The 18,485-nt window shown below is 56.8% G+C and carries 14 protein-coding genes; 7 read left to right on the top strand and 7 right to left on the bottom strand.

The features are described from left to right. Position 1: 1 nt before the first annotated feature. From brxC to GGQ88_RS19460, 6 genes are read right to left on the bottom strand one after another with little or no spacing between them, the layout of a single operon-like run. Complete coding sequence (gene brxC, locus GGQ88_RS19485; RefSeq protein WP_183615134.1) at positions 2 to 3,628, bottom strand: BREX system P-loop protein BrxC; 3,627 nt, start codon at positions 3,626 to 3,628, stop codon at positions 2 to 4. 30 nt (positions 3,629 to 3,658) lie between these two features. Continuing rightward, a complete protein-coding gene (locus tag GGQ88_RS19480; protein WP_183615133.1) occupies positions 3,659 to 4,234 on the bottom strand; it encodes a BREX protein BrxB domain-containing protein in 576 nt (191 codons plus the stop codon). Beyond that, positions 4,215 to 5,003, bottom strand: coding sequence for a BrxA family protein (locus GGQ88_RS19475; RefSeq protein ID WP_183615132.1), 789 nt, complete (start codon positions 5,001 to 5,003; stop codon positions 4,215 to 4,217). Before GGQ88_RS19475 ends, GGQ88_RS19480 begins: the two co-directional genes overlap by 20 nt. A 2-nt stretch (positions 5,004 to 5,005) precedes the next feature. Next, positions 5,006 to 5,509 carry a BrxE family protein gene (locus GGQ88_RS19470; protein ID WP_246386382.1) on the bottom strand — a complete coding sequence of 168 codons (504 nt, stop codon included), beginning with the start codon at positions 5,507 to 5,509 and terminating at the stop codon, positions 5,006 to 5,008. A 3-nt stretch (positions 5,510 to 5,512) separates the two neighbouring features. After that, positions 5,513 to 5,692: a methylation-associated defense system helix-turn-helix domain-containing protein MAD1 gene (mads1, locus tag GGQ88_RS19465; RefSeq protein WP_132470429.1), complete on the bottom strand. Its 180-nt coding sequence runs from the start codon at positions 5,690 to 5,692 to the stop codon at positions 5,513 to 5,515. Then, positions 5,677 to 5,892 (bottom strand): hypothetical protein, encoded by a 216-nt coding sequence (locus GGQ88_RS19460; protein WP_183615131.1) that lies wholly within the window; start codon positions 5,890 to 5,892, stop codon positions 5,677 to 5,679. Before GGQ88_RS19460 ends, mads1 begins: the two co-directional genes overlap by 16 nt. A 281-nt stretch (positions 5,893 to 6,173) precedes the next feature. Between GGQ88_RS19460 and GGQ88_RS19455 the strand changes: the two genes are divergently transcribed. The 7 genes from GGQ88_RS19455 (at position 6,174) to GGQ88_RS19425 (ending at position 18,060) form a co-directional block, all read left to right on the top strand. Further along, entirely contained in the window at positions 6,174 to 8,465 is a 2,292-nt protein-coding gene (locus GGQ88_RS19455) for a helicase domain-containing protein (RefSeq protein WP_183615130.1), read from the top strand. A 13-nt stretch (positions 8,466 to 8,478) separates the two neighbouring features. Then, complete coding sequence (locus GGQ88_RS19450; protein WP_183615129.1) at positions 8,479 to 9,360, top strand: hypothetical protein; 882 nt, start codon at positions 8,479 to 8,481, stop codon at positions 9,358 to 9,360. A 17-nt stretch (positions 9,361 to 9,377) separates the two neighbouring features. Then, positions 9,378 to 10,667: a BREX system ATP-binding domain-containing protein gene (locus tag GGQ88_RS19445; protein ID WP_183615128.1), complete on the top strand. Its 1,290-nt coding sequence runs from the start codon at positions 9,378 to 9,380 to the stop codon at positions 10,665 to 10,667. Then, positions 10,664 to 12,130, top strand: coding sequence for a BREX system ATP-binding domain-containing protein (locus GGQ88_RS19440; RefSeq protein ID WP_183615127.1), 1,467 nt, complete (start codon positions 10,664 to 10,666; stop codon positions 12,128 to 12,130). Before GGQ88_RS19445 ends, GGQ88_RS19440 begins: the two co-directional genes overlap by 4 nt. Beyond that, on the top strand, positions 12,123 to 14,117 hold the full coding sequence (locus GGQ88_RS19435) for a DEAD/DEAH box helicase (RefSeq protein ID WP_183615126.1): 1,995 nt from the start codon (positions 12,123 to 12,125) through the stop codon (positions 14,115 to 14,117). Before GGQ88_RS19440 ends, GGQ88_RS19435 begins: the two co-directional genes overlap by 8 nt. Before the next feature lie 215 nt (positions 14,118 to 14,332). Then, positions 14,333 to 17,731 carry a TM0106 family RecB-like putative nuclease gene (locus GGQ88_RS19430; protein WP_183615125.1) on the top strand — a complete coding sequence of 1,133 codons (3,399 nt, stop codon included), beginning with the start codon at positions 14,333 to 14,335 and terminating at the stop codon, positions 17,729 to 17,731. Between the two features lie 122 nt (positions 17,732 to 17,853). Next, a complete protein-coding gene (locus GGQ88_RS19425; RefSeq protein ID WP_183615124.1) occupies positions 17,854 to 18,060 on the top strand; it encodes a hypothetical protein in 207 nt (68 codons plus the stop codon). A 4-nt stretch (positions 18,061 to 18,064) separates the two neighbouring features. Here the strand turns inward: GGQ88_RS19425 and GGQ88_RS19420 are convergent, their stop codons facing one another. Next, positions 18,065 to 18,370 carry a hypothetical protein gene (locus GGQ88_RS19420; RefSeq protein WP_183615123.1) on the bottom strand — a complete coding sequence of 102 codons (306 nt, stop codon included), beginning with the start codon at positions 18,368 to 18,370 and terminating at the stop codon, positions 18,065 to 18,067. Between the last annotated feature and the right edge of the window lie 115 nt (positions 18,371 to 18,485).

Genomic DNA, 18,485 nt, shown 5'->3' with positions numbered 1-18,485 from the left:
CTTATGCGTCCCCGCCAAGCACGAACGAGATGTCGATATCGTCATAAAGGGCCAATTGGGTTTTCAACTCGTTCAGCGCCTGGATCAGCATGTCCAGTTCGCTGGCTGAGGCAACTTTGCACGGAACAGGAACGGAGCGAGAGAACGTGGTACGGTCGCGTCCCCCGCTCTTGCCTACTTCCTCCTCAAGCTCCATCCGCCGCCTCTCCTGCTCCTGGCGGGCTATCGATCGCTTCAGATCGTCGATCGTGCTGCTGATATCGTAATCGCGTGCCAGCAGCTTCTTGAGGCCGGATAGGTCCTCAGAAACGGTCAGCGCCAATGCTTCCAGCCGCTCGACCACATTGCCACGATCTTCCTGTGTCAGGCCCGACCACTCCGGCAGACGCTGTAAGTCTTCAACGCCATCCTTCAATCTCAGTCTCTGCTGCTCTGACAATGATTGAACCGTGTCACGAACGCGCCCTTTGATGTGCGTGAGCAACGAATTGAGGTCGGCAGTGTGCTTGAAGAAATCCTCCTTCTTCAGTCGCTCGGACAAGTTGACCAGGTCTTCGCCTAACTCTTTTCTGAGTTCCCCAGGGGCGCCGGTGTTCGGCAGCTCATCGATTTCATGGCGATGGGACTGCAGTGCACGCACGGTCACATCAAGGCCATTATCAAGTGCCCGTTTCACCTCGACCGCCCATCTCAAATTATCGTAGATGGCAGAATTCTCGGCTCCCAATCGCTGAGGTGCATCGGAAGCGTCGGTGAACAGGACATCCGCGAGGTCCTGATTCAGGGTGATAATCCGATCGCTACCGCCGAGCCCTAAGCCGTTCAACTTTTCCGACAGAGATCCGTAATCATGTTGGAAGCGAGGGAAAAATTTCGTGGCGACCTTGCTGATTTCCTGTTCAAGGGGAATGACCGTATCACCGACCAATTCGGTCAACCGCTCTGCTGCACGACCCAGCGTTTCGATCGACGGGCGTTCGTCGCGGAGCGCAACACCGATTGGCTTGAATGAATTGTTGGTTTTCAGGGCGTCGATCGCCTGCTGACCTGCCGCAGTGACCTCGCGTCCAGAAACCTTGAGCTTGATCTCCCCCCCGATCAGCATCGCCGCGAGGATGTAGCGGGTTGTGTCGGGCGACCAGCCAAAAGGATCACTGCTGAAGTCATCGAGTAGCCGCTTGCCATCGACTGTGCCCCGCTTGTCGATGTAATCGCGGATGCTGATCATCGCCTTGTGGTCGCTGCGGAAAGTCGCGCGACCCGCGACCGTTTGCACTAGCCCGAGCGGATCCAGCGCGCTGCTGATAGCCGAAGGGTTCGCAACCTTGAGGAATTTTTCGGCGCAATCCGTTGCGGCCCGCACCGGCGCTTCAGCATACCGATCGTACACCTGCTCAGCGACGTCACCGAGAAGCTTTTTCGTCGCCTCCAGCAAGTCCACGTTGAGTGCCGTGACCGCGGTAGCCTGGCCGCGAAAAACGAACGATCCACCCTGCAGGGTCTGTTTAATCTTGCTCTGTAACTGAACTGCAAGCTTGCTCGCCCGATCCAGCTGCCCCGCGCAATAGTCACGGACCTCTTGATCAGGTTCGTTGCGATGCAGCTCAGCTATCCGTTGGCTACGGTAAATTTCGTTCGCTAGTTCATCCAAGTCGGGATTTGCTCTGGCCAAAAGACCAATCACATTCCGCCCGGTTCGGCTGCGCGAGTCATCAAGTAGGCGGTTGCGCGCCGTGTCATAATCTGCGACCGGCACCAACTCGACGATTGTCTGTATGGGATTTTGATCGCCAGCAAGGCTGGTCACTGCACTGCCTGTTTGCACCTTGAGCCCTGAGGCAACAGCTAACGTCCCGTGTAGATTGACCCGTGGCAGTGGATCAAAGGCTTCACGCAGAGCGTCATTAAAGGCACGACGTACGTCGACCGAACGTAGGGCCAGCGCGCCGCGTTCCTGTTCGATATCCCGAAGCTTCTCACTCAGAAATACAAGATTTCCATCCTTCTCACCCAGTGGGACATGAACATCGCCGAGCATCTCGTCGGCTGCCTTGCGCACATCTTCGAGCTGAGAGGCTGCCGCGACCAACGGCTGCATCAGGCTGGCGACGTTCTGCACTGTGACAGGCAAGTTGCCCAGAATTTGTAAGACCGCGACAGATTTGGCAATGTCCTGGTGGCGCTGCGTGTCTGGGAACCGAATAAGAACCTTGCCGACCGCTTGGTGGATTGAGGGGAAGGCGCGCCGAATGTCCTTTTCAAGTTCGTCGTAGAGCGTAACGGTTGTTGCGAGCCAGCCAACAGGCTGATCGGCCATCGCCGTCGAGCCGCCTTCACCCTTGAGTACGTCCTGGACGACCTTGATGGCAGACCGCAGCCCAATGCCACCAGTCGATTTAGCCAGCGCACCCAAAAGATGCAAAAGGATGTCAAAATGTGCAGGCAGGAAGGGGTAGAGATTGATGAATGTTTCGCGGCTGAAGTCGGCGTCGTAGTACTTTGCATCCTGCAGCTTTGTATTGTGTCGAAGCGCTTGGCCGTGAGTGTCGAACAGCTTTCCTAGCTGCTCTTCGCCCGCAGGGGATTTCCCAAGCAAACGGCGATAACAAATTTCTTTGATATCGCTCGATTCGAGATCAATCTGGATCGGGAAGCGATCCTTGAGCTTATAAAGCTTGTCCGAATTGAGGGCAGCGCGCGGATCATCCTCGGTCAGGGTCTGCTGTGCCGTGGATATAATCCAGACCTTGCCGTCGCCTAGACGCTTAAGGTTTTTTGCCAAGCCATCGAGATTGAGGATCAAGTTGTCACGTGATGCGACATACTGCCCGACTTCGTCGATGATGAAGATGATGTTCTGCTTGCCGCTTTTTTCTCGGACAATATCGATCATCTCTTGGACACGTTGATCCTCGAACTGAAAAAATCCGTCCGTGCTCGACGAAAATGACTTCGTCTCCGGGAACAGCCCCGGATACATTTCGTGTGCAATTTTCGGAATAAGCCCATCGATCGCGAGGGGATTGTTCTGAACTCGATCCCAGGTGGCGCCGGGCAAGGCTTCTCCAACGCGCCGATGCAACTCATCAGTACGATTCTCCTTTTCGATCATCCGCTCGAAGGCTGCGACCTTTAGATTGCGCGAATAGCCAGCCCACTGAAGAACCTTGAAGTAGAGAACCGTGGAAACCTCCTCCATGGTTGCCCCGGCAAGCATCTCACTGGCAAGATCGAGTAAGACAACGGCTGCAGGGAAGCGTTGGGCAACAGTGCTGAGCAGCGCTTTGGTCTGGGGCTTGTGCAAACGATCTTGCAGGTGCTTGATGAACGGAGTTCCGTCGATCGTTCGTTGGTTGTCGAAGGCGAGGCCGAGATATTTGGTGAAGGAGCTCTTGCCCGAGCCATAGAAGCCGGACACCCAGACTCCCACTTCGTTCTCGCCACCAGCCTCCATGGCCATCTGCATGCGATCAAGGAGCTTGCGGAATTGCTCCTCGATGCTCTCCGTGACCACATATTCAGAGATTTCAGCCTTCAGCCGGTCTTCTTGGGCAGCACCATAAGTGATGACCTTCTCGATCGTCCGATAAATGTCCTTGGACGGATCAAATAATTCCCGAATGCTCACAGCGTAGTACCCCAGCCTATTCTTTGCATTTTAACCGCCGACATGGACGGACCGGTAATTACCATCCTCGGGATAGAAGCCGAGGAATTTCAGGCGAGTTTTCCCTGTTCGAACACCGGGGTAAAGGAACACCGTTGGCACATGAAATTGTCCTTGAAGCTGGCTTTCGATTGCCCCGATGCGCAAGAACGGATGGAGCGCCTCCAGATCCGTTACCAGCAGCAGCGCATTCGGCTTGGCTTCCAAAGGCTTTAGCGCTTCTGCCAGGCGGTTAAGAAGCCCACCACCAGATGTCACAATGTCGGCAAGTGCCTTGTTGGTGCGCATCCAGTCGAGAGGGGACGCTTTGTCTTCCGCGAGGCAGAGCGACCAGAACGGATCCTTCTGAAGGAGGTCCCACAGGCTCTCTGCAATCGAAAACGTGTGAACGTCCCAACCCTCCTGGTGAAGTTTCGCCAGCCACGCAGGGGTTTGGCGCTTTACCTCCAGGATCTGCTCCGGCGGAAAGATCAGATAGTAAATAGGTTCGAAGCTCGCATGCCCGAGTTCGCGACCATGCCGTATGCGCTCGCGCAATTCGTCAAAATCAGCCCTGAGAGAGGACATCGCAAAGCGCCTCCATGCTTGGTTGCTTCCAGCTGATCCGAACGACGTCGCCAGCGGCTTGGATAATAAAATGTCCCTTGAGGGAGAGCTTCTTCAGCTCCTCCAGCACATCTTCGCGCGTGAGGCCAAAAAGTTTCCAATCGTGATGCGCAAGAATTGCGTTGTCACCCAGTTCAGAAAAATGGAGATCATGCGCCAGATAGGCGACTACCTTCTGCTCAATTCTAATGGTGTTGATCAGACGCCCGCCCTTCATTCGACTTCCAAGCAATCCGAAATCCGAGCAGCAACCCATCAGGTAGCGCCCCATGCGCTCAATCTGTCCCTCTGCCCACCGTGAGGATGTCTTGCCATCATCGATCGCTCTGCGAACGAAATGCTCGGCGCTCTCTTTTGTCATAACGCGGGCCGACGACTCGTATGCTTCCCAGTAAGCCTCACGCACGAAATCAGCCAAGACGGGGTTAGCGCGGCACGTGTATAGGTAGAGTAACTGCCGCATTTCTGAGGCGGTCAGAACTGGCAACAATATCTTCAATCGGGAAGCTGGTGCTCCATTCTGTATCAAATACCTAGGAGAGAAGCACCGAACTACAATGTTTCTTAGCCGATAGGCCGACCCTCCAGCCAGCTTGCCGGAGCTCAGAACCTTTTGATACAGTTCAACAGCAGGCTGCCCGGGCAACCAAACCTGAAGCAGTTCTTTGGTTTCATCAATGAGGCCTAGGCCCATCGCTAGGTTAGTATCGTATGGCTTCCGGTCAGACACGATCAGCCTGCCAGGTAAGGAAAGGATTGGGCGTTGGACGAGAAAGCCCCAGCATAAACTGAGGCAATATCTTTGAGATGATCGGAAATATCACCTACGTTTCCGATTGCTACCGGGCCAACCCCGCCCTTCTTTGCTGAGCCTGCTTTATCGGTGAGGGCCTCAAGCGCCGTTTGTTTATCTCGAAAGAGGACTGCCGGAGACAACTCCTCAGCTCCCCCTTGGACGAGTAAATGGAGATCTTGTTCCAACTCCTCAGGCAGGCGGAAAAGGTGATAGGTTCCAACGCTTAAGTGCTCGTCGTGCAGGCGACGTGCTGCCTCGACAACGCCATGATACTGGGCGAGTTGCGGTGTTTTCGAAAATATAGGTTCGAGAAAGAGTCGGCCTGACGCATCATAAAATGCCGTCGGCCACCAACCAAACTGCGCCCGCTCGCCCAGAAAACTGACAAGCAATCTGACTTTCAACACCGGTAGTAGAGCAGAGTCCATCATATTACCCATGGTTCAATTTCGCCCTTGCTCTTGAGCGACAATCCATCGGTCAATTTCGCTTTTCCGAAAACGCCACGAGGCACCAACCTTGAAGCCAGGGATCTTGCCATCCGCGGCCAGGCGATAGGCGGTTTTCTCAGCCAGCTTGAGATAGTCGGCAACCTCCCTGATGGTCATCACATCGCTCTCCAATTGCCGACTCCATCGTCAATGGCTGTCACCGCGTGAGAAAATAGAGGAAGAATGTAGAAAATCCAGTAAAACTCGACCACGGCCAGCGCCATGGCTGCGCATATCTTCCACTTGATTAGGCGCTGGGGCGGAGCGGGTGATTCGGTGTGGCAGTTCGAGCCCCCCTCAAGACCATTCAAAGCCGCGAGATAGACCGGCATAATCGTGCATTGGCAATGAAAAGGCGGGCCGCCATGCTGCGGTCTAGACAGGAATTCTCGTTAATTGCGGCGCGATGCGTTTGGTCGCCGTGATCCGGCCGCCAACGTGTTTTGTTCAAGACTCCCTCCACACCGATCCGAGTGCTCGATACGAGGTTTCGCCTCGCGCGCACGCGCGCGCGCGAGAATTTGGAATCATCGGAACCAGGACGGCTTGTCGATTAAAACGAAATAATGCAGAGCTTACCCCGGTGGCTTGAAGCATTCTCACGGGAGGATTTATGGCGACGAATGCTAAGGCGGACGAACTGGCAAAGCGCGTCACGCGCGACCAAGAGAATGCCGAAATCGCGGTAGCAGCTGCGATCTCCGAATCTGGCAAGTCCGCCCAGTCCCTCGCGCCAGTAGGAGGCCTTGGAGGCATAACCGAATATGATAAGGCGCGGCTAGGTTATGAGGATGCACGCGATGCTTCGCTCGCGGCAATCACCAAACAGCCGTTCCATGCCATGGTTGAAGTCTACACTGAAGTTCCTGGGCCGAACGGCAAGCGTATCGAACAGGAGCAACTTTGGTATTGCAACACCGAGAGTTCGTCCAATCAGGTGCTGACGATGAATGGTGCAAAGGTGCCGGTGTTGAGCTGGACGCATCCGGGCGTGCAATATGCACTCACACTGAACCTTGGCGATTATCAAGACATCAGAACACTAGGCTACAGGCTCCTAAGCGTGGAGCCTATGGCTCGGGCCCGCTTCGACGAAGTGCTCCCAACGATTTCGGGAGTGTACCAGCCAGGAGGTGCCGTGCGTCCCCTGCAGACGGTGGCACCCAAAACTGGCCTCAAGGCCGTTAAACTCAACATGACGCCTGACCAGGTGCACGCATTTGTCTCGCGCATGACGGGCCTTATGATTGTTACCGGCGCACCGGGCTCGGGCAAGACGACCGTTGCGTTTCAGCGGATCCGTTTTCTTTTCGACCAGCAGGATCAGCGAGAGGAAGGTGGTCGGCTGGTGAGCTATGAGCCGGCGTTGACCCGCGTTTTCCTGGCGAACGACAATCTGGCCGAGCAGGCGAAAGTGCTGCTTTCGCAGCAGCTCGACATCCCCGTTTCCGTAGTCCGTTCAGTGTCGGACTATATTGCGGAATATCTGGATCAAAGCTGGCCTTACAAACATGATGCCCGGCCACGGCAGCGCAAGCTGCAGCCGCTGGAACTCGCAGCGCGCACCGCAATTCTCGGTTTGTCAGATCATCATGACTTGGGGCGGTTGTGGGAGGCCTACGAAGCGCAGATTGCAGAACGGCTAAGTTCAGGGGCAAACACGGCGTGGGCTACCAACGACGCGGACGCGCGAGAGCAGCTGGCGGTGCTGGCCGAAGCCCTGCGAGTCTACAGTCAGAAGGAAGGCCGCACTGCAGACCCGCTGCGCTCGCAATGGCGGATGACGAGCGTTCACCTAGCAATTGCCCGCCAGTATGACGCTGCCCGCCAGGCGATGTCCAGCCGCGCCCGTGAACGGTTCGACGAATTGTTCCAGCAGTGGCTCTTCCACGTCTACGATCCGCTCGCCGCGCTTGCTGCCTATTTTGGAGGACGCGCGTCCGAAGCCGCGCATCGCATGCGTCGCGGCACTGGATCGCGTGTGGACGAAACCTCGGTGCTGCGTTCCGCGATCGAGGAATGGGAGGCCCGCGGCTACGGACCTGAGGATCGCCCCTGGCTTGCGTGGCTATTGCGTTTCGCCCTGCCCGAAGAGACCGAAGCGCAGAGGCGCTTTAGGGAGATACCCTCGGCAATTGCTCCGGCCATGATCGGCCCCCAACGCTTGACCCATGTTGCAATTGATGAGGCACAGGACCTTTGCGTGGCAGAGGCATCACTGATCGGTTCACTGGTCGATCCCGACGGCGCGCTAACGGTTTCTGCTGACTTTCGTCAGATCGTTAGTCCGGTGCATGGTATGAAGGACGCGGAAGCATTCAAGGTCGGCCGGTCACTGCGGGGTAAAGGAGTGGAGCAAATCTACCCCTTTGCAAAAAACATGCGCCAAAGCCGCCAGATTGGTCGTTTTCTTCAAGGCTTCTACGAGGTCGCCTTCAGAGAGCGGCCCACGTTCGAGGCGAACACTGCGCTCGATGACAAGAAGCCACAGTTGATCATCGCACCACCACAGGACCACGTCCTCCGGATCAAGCAGATCGTTGCGGTGCTTCGCCGCTCGCAGGCGATCGAAAGCATCGCCCTGCTTCAGATTAACGAGGACGAAGAGGCCATGATGAAACTGCGGGCCGAACTCACGGTAGCTGGCGTTACCCTGGCCGAGCCATGGGCGGCGAGCGGCGAAGGCCTACTCACGACTTCGGTCGAGCGGATCAAGGGTTTGGAGTTCGATGCCTGCATTATCGTCGGATTGGAGGATGTTGAGAGCGCTGCGCTCAACTTCACGCTTAATCGCGCCTACGTTGCGCTTTCGCGGCCAGCGCGCCGCCTCGCACTCATCGCAAGTGAATTTCCCTCTCTGCTACGCAAGGTCGATCGAGGCCTGTTCGACGTGACGCAGGCTTGAGTTAAGGACTATTATGACCGATCCTGCCTCCCCATTCCCTGCGTTCGAGCGCTTCGTCGAGCAGCACGGTCTGCTTGCAAACCCAAAGGGAATTCTTGCAGCAAAGCTCCCCCGTATCCTAGGGCAGGGTCAAACGCGTGCAGTAGGTCTCGACATGTCGCCCGCGCTTATCGAGCGGCAACAAGAGCTGGTTTCACTGAATCTGCCAGATACATTGCGGCCAACACCGGACGTGCAGCGCGAGATCGATGAAGCCCAGCATGCGATCGACCGGCATATCGACCAAATGCGTCATCAAGACAATCGCCGCCGCTTCGCACTGGAGGTTCTTCATCGGCTTGAGGGCGTGCAGACAGGTGTAAAAGATAACCAGTTTTTCGCGGGACGCCTCGTGCTGGTCGGCGACAAGAGTGGCCAGAACTGGGCATGGTCGATGACGCCACATTATCCAGTCATCGCCAAGATCCCTGCGGATGTCGAATATGTCCTGTCGGCGCACGCTGCAGCGGACAGAATCATCAAGGATGGCACACTTCCGGTCCAGGAATTCCTCGACAAGTTGATGCTCGCTTGGCTGATGGCGCGGCACTTCTCGCAGAGCGACGACGTGCTAATCGCGGACGTTGCACGGCTCTTCAAGATTGCTTCGCAGGACGAGCGCTTCTTTGGGACGCCAGCTCGCCGCAATTTCAGCGATGTTCCGGACGCAACCTTCATCACGAACCTTATCAACTGGCGGCGCAATCGGGAGCCCGGCAAGCGAGAGTTATTCGAATTGGTACCGGCAACGCTCAACCAGGCACATGGCTCCAAATCGAGGGCCTATTTTGTGCCGTCTAACGCTGAGGGAACCGCAGTGCGCCCTATGATCTACCTGCGGCGTGTGGCCGACTGAATAACGGGAGAACGAATTTGGAACTCGCGATCAGTAGAGTGGACGCGCGGCGCGTCATATCCGGCTTGCTTAATTCACCAATCGCGCCGGGTAAGTACTCGCATTTTCTGAACGTCGGCACGGGTCACATCCTCGATGCTCTCGATCACAACTACTTCCGCGGTGAGCTTGCCGACGGTATCGGTTGCTTCAAATATCTTGAAGGTGACTACGGTAGCGGCAAGACCCAGTTCATCAACAGCCTCGCAACCAAAGCGAGTGAGCAAGACGTTGTGACGTCGATCGTTACGGTGGGGGCGGAGTGCCCATTCAATTCGCCGGCCGCGATCTTCCGAGCAATAATGGAGTCCTTCCTACCGCCCGCAGATGCCCAATTCGACGGAGCTGACTCGAAAGGCATCGAGGTGCTGCTGGAGAGTTGGATCCTACGACGTATCCGCCAGCTCGGTGCCGAACCGGGCGGAGATGTACCAGAGGTCGTGCAGCGTCAAATCGAGCAACAGATTGGGGGGCTGTGGCGTGGTGCGCCCGACCAGCAAATGGCTACCGCGCTTACCGCTTTGAGCCAACGGCTGCTCAAGATCGCATGCGGTGCAAGTGAATCGGTGATCGATAACGAGATTATTGGCTGGGTTCGCGGTGATAACATTCGCTCGACGGCGCTTAAGAACCACGGAATGTTCGAGCCAGCGCGGGACGACAACGCATTTCGGCGCCTTAAGACCGTCATCGCCTTTCTGCGGACTAGGATGGGTTACAAGGGATTTTTTATCGCTTTCGATGAGGGCACGCGTACTTCATCTTTCCGCAGAGGATCGATCAAGCAGAAGCAAGCCATCGAGAATCTGTTGACGATGATCAATCAGAACGCTGACGGCGAGTTCGGCGGCGTAATGTTTCTATATGCGGCAACGCCCGACTTCAGGTCGGAGGTAATCAGCACCTACCGCGCCCTACAGGACCGAATAGGGAGTAAGGCCTTTTCGCCCGCAAGCCCTATGGTTCCACTCATCAATATTGAGGACACCAATTCCAGTCAGGTGATTTTTGAAATTGGTGAGCGTTTGCTCGCAATATTTGCGCGCGCAAATGAAATTTCGTGGGAAATGGATACTCAAATCCAGAATATGAAAGAGCTTGTTATAGCGCAGGAGGGTGTCTTGTTTGAAACGCCTAAACCTCGCTTTTTTGTCTATCAATATTGCCGATTCCTTGACCAGCAGAAGGATGGACAACGACTTATTACAGATCAAGAGGCAAGCGATTTCGTAAATGATCACGAGCCGCCACTGGAGGGTGATGCATGATTGCCCAAGGCGCGCAAGTCGAGCATGCGGAATTCGGCATAGGCAAGGTGATCGCCATCCTGGGCGATACCGCGACGGTTGATTTTCTTGGCGAGACCATCGACGTCGATTCCGACGAGCTGTTGCCGCGGAACAACGTGTCCAATCTGGCAGGCTCGACTGCAGGCCCCAAGCAACTCAACGATGTGGCCTTTCGCAAAGCATTCGAAGCGGTGAATCTGGGTGTTGTCCCAGGCGAACCCGAGCAGCTGGTCAACCTGACAATAGGTGGAAATGCCGCGTCAAAGGAGATCGAAGCGTTACTTTCGGGCGCGGACACGCACGGGCTGTGTAGGGTCTTCATGGGCTATTACGGTTCCGGTAAGTCGCACCACCTTCAACTTGTGAGAGCCGTGGCTCTGAGCCAGGGCTGGGTTACTGCAACCATTGAACTCGATCCAAAGGCCGCCGATCCCGCGAAACCGTCAACGGTTTACCAGGCGCTTATGAGCGGGCTGGAGTTCCCCGAGAAGGCGGACGGCAGCAAGAATATAGACTTCATCGACTTGGTGAAGGAAATTCGCGACCATTGGGACGCGATCCGATCGTTGCCATACTTCAAGCGTTCGCCATGGTTCAGCTATGGGCTGGAGGCACTTCTCAACCTTTCCCATCGGCGTGACGATACTGCTTATGTGGCAGCGGTCAGTTGGCTTCAGGGACAAGTGAAGCAAATCAGCGCCATACGTTCGATTAGCTGGCGCACCGGCCATCGAAGAGCGATCCCGAGCATGCCGCAGACGAAGGACAACGCCCTCGTCTATGCGTTTCATCTCGTTGTGCTGAGCGAAATACTGAAAGCCTTGGGTTACAAGGGGCTCGCAATCGTGATCGACGAGGCGGAGCACGTCCGAACTTACTCGTTCAACCGCTATATTAGGGCTAACAATTTTTTCGACGTTATATCGCGCTGCGCCCACAAACCGCAGCCAAAGCTCCGCAAACCTGATTGCGATTACGAATACGAGTTCAGTATCCCGGATTTCTGGAAAGAAGGTCCACACTTTGCCCTATTCGTTGGTCTGACCGAAGGAGAAGACACGCAGGATCTAAAGCGCAAAGCAGGCGAGATGAGCGTTTTGATCCACGACGAGGACGATGTTTTACACCTTCATGCTCCAAGTGGCGCCGACTATGAACAGTGGTGTCAGCATTTCCTCGAGCAGACTTCAACCAAGCTGGGGCCTCGGGTTGCGATGCTGTCTGACGCAGGCCTGAGGGCGCGCCTCGCGGCCACTCTCCGTCATCATTTCGAAGAGACGCCCGAAGAGGACCGGATACTCCGGCAATGGACCAAAATGGTGGGCTTCATACCGGCCTTGCTGATGAGTCGTGATACCGCAATGGACGCGGACGAGCTTGTACAACTTCTTTCTGCCGCGGCTGGGCAGATTTCCGGCGAGTTTATGCCTTGGGATGAATGACGACCGTGCCACGCTCGCCCGGATGATGCCGGATGCCTTGCCGATCTTTTTTGACGGCAGGCGCCCCTACGAAAGCCAGCGGCTGGTCATGCCCGCTATCGTCCGCGGGCAAAACATATTGTTCGCCGCACCGACGGCCTCCGGAAAAACGGAAGCGGCCATTGCGCCGCTATTCCAGCGTCACCGCTCATTTGCGCGAGGAAGACTGTCAACGGTCTATGTGGCACCAACCAAGGCCCTGGTGAACGATCTCTATGAACGGCTCGTGGGGTATCTGGGAACGCGGTTTCCGGAAGCTATCGCCCGTTATACAGGGGATCGCCATGAGTTCAGATCTCCAGACGGCGCATTCTGCCTTCTCGCTACTCCTGAGGCGCTGGATTCCTTGCAACTGCGCAGACCAGCAGCACTCTCATACGTTCGGGCCTTGGTAATCGACGAAATCCATCTTCTGCATGGGCAACCGAGAGGACAACAACTTCGGCATGTGATCGATCGACTGCGCGTGGCTGCGCAGCCTTCACGCTCATTGCGTGATGCTTTTCAATTGGTTGGGATGACTGCGACACTCGACGATATGCAAGGTGTCGCCCGCCTATGGCTGGGCAACAACCCTGAAGTCATTTCCAGCGGAACTGCTCGTGAAATCGACCTCGACCTACTCGCTTGCGCGGAAAACGATGGTCCGTCGCCCGAACAGGCTCGGGTCTTGGCCGATTGGATCAATCGTACCCGAGCCGAAAAAGTTCTGGTGTTTGCCAACTCGCGAAACGGTGCCCATGCTTTGGCTGCTCACCTCCACCGGGAACTGGAGGGATCGCGCTGGCCGGTTCACCTCCATTTCGGTTCCCTGGCCGCTTCGCAACGCGAGATGGTCGAACAGCGTATGCGCACCGAGAGGTATGGCATTTGCGTGGCAACCTCCACGCTGGAGATCGGTATAGATATTGGCGATATTGATGCGGTAGTTTTGGCCGACCCACCTCCGACAGTGAGCGCGTTCTTGCAGCGGATTGGACGGGGCAATCGCAGAACTGGCAAGTGCCGCGTTGTTGCTTTCCGTCGAGATGAGAGCGACGAGCGCATTTACCGGGCGTTGGTTGATTGCGGTGCTCGAGGGGAAATCGACGACACGTTCGAATACCAGCGGCCGTCGGTCGAGTTTCAGCAGGCATTGAGTTTGTGTTGGCGAGCAACTCGCCAAGAAAAGGCGTTGAATATTAGCAATTTATCTAAAGAGGCTGGTTGCGACTTGACTGCGGTTGTCGGCGATATGTTGGATACCGGATGCATGCAAGATGTGCGCGGAGCACTCATTCCATGTGATCGCCTGTTAGATGAAGCCGATGCAGGAAAGATTCATAGTGTTATCGCGGGACAGGCCGGACCATCTGTATTGGATTTTCGGACAGGGGATGTGGCGCTCAAAGACGCGGATGGGAGCGCTGGCGGCGCACTTTTTCTTGGCGGACAAATGCGCAAACTTAAAATTGGAGAGGACGGGAAATCATATCTGGGCGATGTGGCGACTGACCCTCGCCGATTGGCTAAAATCCAAGGTAGCGGGGGAAAGATTGTGACGGGCAGGGCCGTGATCCGAGGCCTCGCTCGCCAACTAGGCGAGAACCCGGACCGTTGGCGAACAGAAGGTCCCGAAAAGCTGCTAACGTGGGGTGGAGAAACCTACAACCGCCTTCTTTCCGCTGTGTTTTCAAGAGAAACAGGCGAAGAATTCGAAGCTTTTCCGTTCGGTGTTACCGGACCAATGAGTAGCATTTCGCTCTCAATGGATTGGATTCGATCGATTGCGGCAAGAGCGGAAGCTGCCAATGACTTGCCTGTTCGCGTGGCATCCAAATTTACAAACTCAAGCAAGTTTATTTCAGAACTTTCTGATCGGCTCAGGGCGGATGAGCAACGCCGGTCCGTCCCATGGGCACCCTTCCGCTGCTGGCTCAAAGCAGTAGAGGGGATCGACGGTGTCTGATGTCGCAAGCAGGTGCCATCCTCATGGCGCAAACCTTGTTTGGCTAAGCTCTGCGCTTTCTAACAGCCCCGGTGCTTTCGCGTCGGACCGGTTTGCCGCGGATCCACGCGATGAGTGTCGAGCTTGGTTCCCGGCAGGCAGTTGCCCAACAGATGCGGCAACGCGCGGTAGGGCTCGCCAAAGCTGAAACAAGCTGATTTTTCGGAGGCTACTTCGTGCAAATTCAAAATGGAACGCCGCGTCTCAGCGCAACAGATCTGGTGGGGTATCTGAACTGCCGGCACTTGACCCAATTGGAGCATGCGGCAGCGCGCGGTGAGCACTCGCGTCCGAAATTCTTCGATCCTGCGCTTGAGGCGCTCTGGGAGCGCGGCAAGCAGCACGAATTGGCCTATGTCGACCATCTGCGCGCCCAGGGCCTGACGTCCGTTCTGATTGAAGGCGTTGATGTCAGCGAAGATGCTGTTATGCAAACCGTCGCCGCCATGCGCGCAGGCGTTGAGGTGATCGTCCAGGGCGCACTGCGAGGGGGTTCCTGGGCGGGCCGTGCTGATATTCTGCGCCGCGTTGAAACACCAAGTGACCTCGGCAATTGGTCCTACGAGGCCGCCGACACCAAGCTTGCCCGGGAAACCAAAGGCGGCACCGTACTCCAGCTGTGCCTTTACTCTGAACTCATTGGAGAAGTGCAAGGCGTGCTGCCGGTCTTCGCCAGCGTTATTCCGCCGTGGACCGACTTTGAACCCGAGCGTTATCGGCTTGCAGATTTTGCCGCCTATTATCGGCAGGTGAAGCTCGGTCTGCTCGGAGCGATCGGAAGCGAGGAACCCGCTCAAACCTACCCGGAGCCGGCGGCAAACTGCGATATCTGCAATTGGAGCGCCCGCTGCGACAAGCAACGCCGCGATGATGATCACCTCTGCCTTGTGGCAGGCATTTCCTCCATGCAGATTGCCGAGCTCAAGGATCATGGGGTTACAACGGCAACGGGGCTCGCTGAGCTACCGCTACCGCTGCAATGGAAGCCCGAGCGAGGATCAAAAGAGTCGCTCGCCCGTGTCCGCGAGCAGGCGAGAATCCAGCTTGAAACCAAAGCCAGTGGTGAACTGCGTTACGAGCTTCTAGCGCCGGTCGCAGGGTTTGGCCTCAATTGCCTGCCCGAGCCATGTGATGGCGACATCTTTCTCGACTTCGAGGGGGATTCCTTCGTCGGCCAACACGGGCTCGAGTACCTGCTGGGCTTTCACTTCCACGATAATGGTGAGCCCCGTTATCGCGGGCTTTGGGCGCTCGACCGGGCCGGCGAAAAGGCAGCATTCGAGACCTTCATCGATTTCGTGCTCGAACGGATGAAGACAAATCCGCAGCTCCATGTCTTCCACTATGGGGGCTATGAAACCGGTGCACTCAAGCGGCTGATGGGCCGATACGGCACTCGCGAAGACGCACTGGATTCATTGCTGCGCGGCTTGGTGTTCGTGGATCTGCTGAGCGTCGTGCGTCATTCGCTGCGTGCCGGCGTAGAGAGCTATTCCATCAAGAAGCTCGAGCCGCTTTACGGCTATACGCGGGACGCCAGCCTTCCCGATGCCAACCTGGCGCTTAACCGTCTGCAGGTGAGCCTCGAGCTCAACGATGCCGCCGGAATTCTCCCGCAGGATAAGCAGACCGTCGCAGCCTACAACCGCGACGACTGTGTTTCCACGCAAGTCCTGCGCGATTGGCTTGAAATCGAGCGGGCCAAGCTCCTTGCTCAGGGCATCGACCTAACGAGACCAGAACCGGGGGAGAGCGGGCCGAGCGAAGGCCTGTCTGAATGGCTGGAACTGATTACTCCACTGATCGAACAGTTGACCGCCGATGTCCCGGTCGACCCTGCCGAGCGCAGCGCCGAGCAGCATGCGCGTTGGCTGCTTGCCAATCTTCTCGAGTGGCATCGACGCGAAGAGAAGGCGACCTGGTGGGAATACTTCCGCCTCAGCGATCTCTCGGCAGAGGAGCTGCTCGACGAGCGCTCGGGGTTGGCCGGTCTCACCTTCATTGAGACCGTTGGCGGCACTGCCAAGTGCCCGATCGACCGATACAGGTTCCCGACCCAAGAGGCTGATATCCGCGCGGGTAAAGGTCTCAAGGTGCAAGGCGGTCAGACGTTCGGGACCATCGAGGACATCTCGCGCGAGCAACGGACCGTCGATATCAAGAAAGCATCCGCTATGGCGGGCGAGCATCCTGCGGCCGTTTTCGTGCATGAATTTGTCTCCTCCAAGCCGATGCAAGAATCGCTCGTCAGACTGGCAACCTACGTCTGCGAGAACGGCATGATCGAAGGAGAATCGTACCGCGCAGCCCGTGATATGCTGATGCGTGTGGCGCCGCGCATTGCAGATGGCACCGCAGTTCGGCTCGAAGGGGAAAAGCCGCTCGATGCGGGGGTGCGTATCGCCCCGCTCATCTCAGCGGGGGTGCTGCCAATCCAGGGGCCTCCAGGCACTGGCAAGACCCACACCGGCGGGCACATGATCTGCGAGCTGGTCCGCCAAGGCAAGAAAGTCGGCATTGTCGCCAATGGGCATGAAGTGATCCGCAACCTGCTGAACAAGGTGGTCGAGGTGGCAGACGAAACCGATACTCCGCTGGTCTGCATTCAGAAGCCGAAAGGCGGGAACAAAGACGATCCGACAGACCGGCTACGGTTCGCCAAAAAGAGCAATGCGGAAGTCTTCGCGGCGCTCAAAGCAGATTGCAGCGTCGCGGGCGGAACCGCTTGGCTATGGTCGACAGAGGACGCCTTTGAGAATCTCGATGTCCTTTTTGTCGATGAGGCAGCGCAGATGTCCCTGGCAAATGTGCTTGCGGTTTCGCAAGCGGCAAAGACCCTCATTTTGCTCGGAGATCCCCAGCAACTCGACCAGCCAATGCAAGGCAGCCACCCCGACGGCACCGGCTGCTCTGCTCTTGATCACCTGCTCTCCGGTAAGCAAACCATCGCACCGGACGAAGGCCTGTTTCTCGACGTCACTTGGCGGCTTCACCCGGATATCTGCGCATTCACGTCAGAGCTGTTCTACGAGGCAAAGCTTGCATCGAAGGCAGAGGCGGCAGGGCAAACCGTCAAAGCGACCGGGATTGCCAATGGAACAGGCCTTCGGTTCCTGCCTGTCGAACATACCGGCAATCAGAATTGTTCGACCGAAGAGGCAGATGTAATCGCCGAACTTGTCGGTAACATCCTGGCGCAAGGCGCAACATGGGTCGATCGGGCTGGCGAAGAGCGCCAGATCGGGATCGACGACATCCTGATCATTGCGCCCTACAATGCTCAGGTTTTTGAGATCCAACGGCGGTTGCCGCAAGCGCGGGTAGGAACGGTCGACAAGTTCCAGGGCCAGGAAGCGCCCATCTCGATCTACTCGCTGGCAAGCTCCTCGCACGCGGATGCCCCGCGTGGCATGGAATTTCTCTACAGTCTCAACCGGCTCAACGTCGCGACCTCACGCGCCAAATGCGTCACGATCCTTGTGGGGTCGCCGCAAGTTTTCGAGGCCGAATGCCGCACCCCCCGTCAGATGCAGCTCGCAAATGCATTCTGCCGATATCTCGAACTGAGTTCATGAAAAATGCTGATCAACAACCCCTTGGCGGCCATGGTTTTATATGTCAGAATCAGCGCATAAAGCCCCAAAATGCGCGATAATGCGGCAGTTTTGGAGTGCCACTCAATTCGATTAGGTGCCCCATGTTGAAATCATCTGACCACCCCGCTGCGACCGAAGATTGGAAGGGTCTCAAGGAACTCGATCGCGCAATCGCAGAAGATCGTTTAACTGCCTACCGGTGGAAGAAGACATGGGCCGATCCCTGGGGCCGTGCGGCTCTAGTTACGATTTTCACCCTGCTTTCCGCATACATCGCCTTTGTGATTGTCAACGATCTCGTCCTCTGAGGCTTTACCACTCCTTGACCTCATCTGCGGCCTCTTCCGATGCGCCTTTGGCGCCGCGGGTGACAGCGTCGAGGTTGCCCCTCGACTGATCGATCCGCCCACGACCACGTGTCTGTGCCGCGCGCACCTCTTCGCTGATCCCCGACGAGCCGGGAGCGGCACCGACACTGCCTGATCCGCTGCCACTACTGGGACCGCGCGCGCGGACATCGCCCTGGCCCGCGATGCCGGGACGGCTCACCGGCGCAAACTGGGGCAGAGTCAGCTCTCCTTCGATCTCGTCGTGAAGGCGATCAGCGTAGGTCTCCACGAACCGCGCCTGGAGCTGCTTGGACTTGTAACGGTTTTGTGCCGGTCACCTATCTCATTAAGCCACCTTGGCTTCGAACGCGAGCGGGCTGATGCCGCCCAGATATGAATGTCGG

The organism is Novosphingobium hassiacum, assembly GCF_014196055.1.
GTDB lineage: Bacteria > Pseudomonadota > Alphaproteobacteria > Sphingomonadales > Sphingomonadaceae > Novosphingobium > Novosphingobium hassiacum.
Note: the sequence above shows the minus strand (reverse complement) of the source record. Positions and strands in the feature narration are given on the sequence as shown.

What these genes read in the sequence shown, in the direction of transcription:
- GGQ88_RS19480 (WP_183615133.1), bottom strand. Translation starts at nt 4,234, where the DNA reads ATGTCCTCTCTCAGGGCTGATTTTGACGAATTGCGCGAGCGCATACGG.
- GGQ88_RS19470 (WP_246386382.1), bottom strand. Translation starts at nt 5,509, where the DNA reads ATGGGTAATATGATGGACTCTGCTCTACTACCGGTGTTGAAAGTCAGA.
- GGQ88_RS19460 (WP_183615131.1), bottom strand. Translation starts at nt 5,892, where the DNA reads ATGCCGGTCTATCTCGCGGCTTTGAATGGTCTTGAGGGGGGCTCGAAC.
- GGQ88_RS19455 (WP_183615130.1), top strand. Translation starts at nt 6,174, where the DNA reads ATGGCGACGAATGCTAAGGCGGACGAACTGGCAAAGCGCGTCACGCGC.
- GGQ88_RS19450 (WP_183615129.1), top strand. Translation starts at nt 8,479, where the DNA reads ATGACCGATCCTGCCTCCCCATTCCCTGCGTTCGAGCGCTTCGTCGAG.
- GGQ88_RS19440 (WP_183615127.1), top strand. Translation starts at nt 10,664, where the DNA reads ATGATTGCCCAAGGCGCGCAAGTCGAGCATGCGGAATTCGGCATAGGC.
- GGQ88_RS19435 (WP_183615126.1), top strand. Translation starts at nt 12,123, where the DNA reads ATGAATGACGACCGTGCCACGCTCGCCCGGATGATGCCGGATGCCTTG.
- GGQ88_RS19425 (WP_183615124.1), top strand. Translation starts at nt 17,854, where the DNA reads ATGTTGAAATCATCTGACCACCCCGCTGCGACCGAAGATTGGAAGGGT.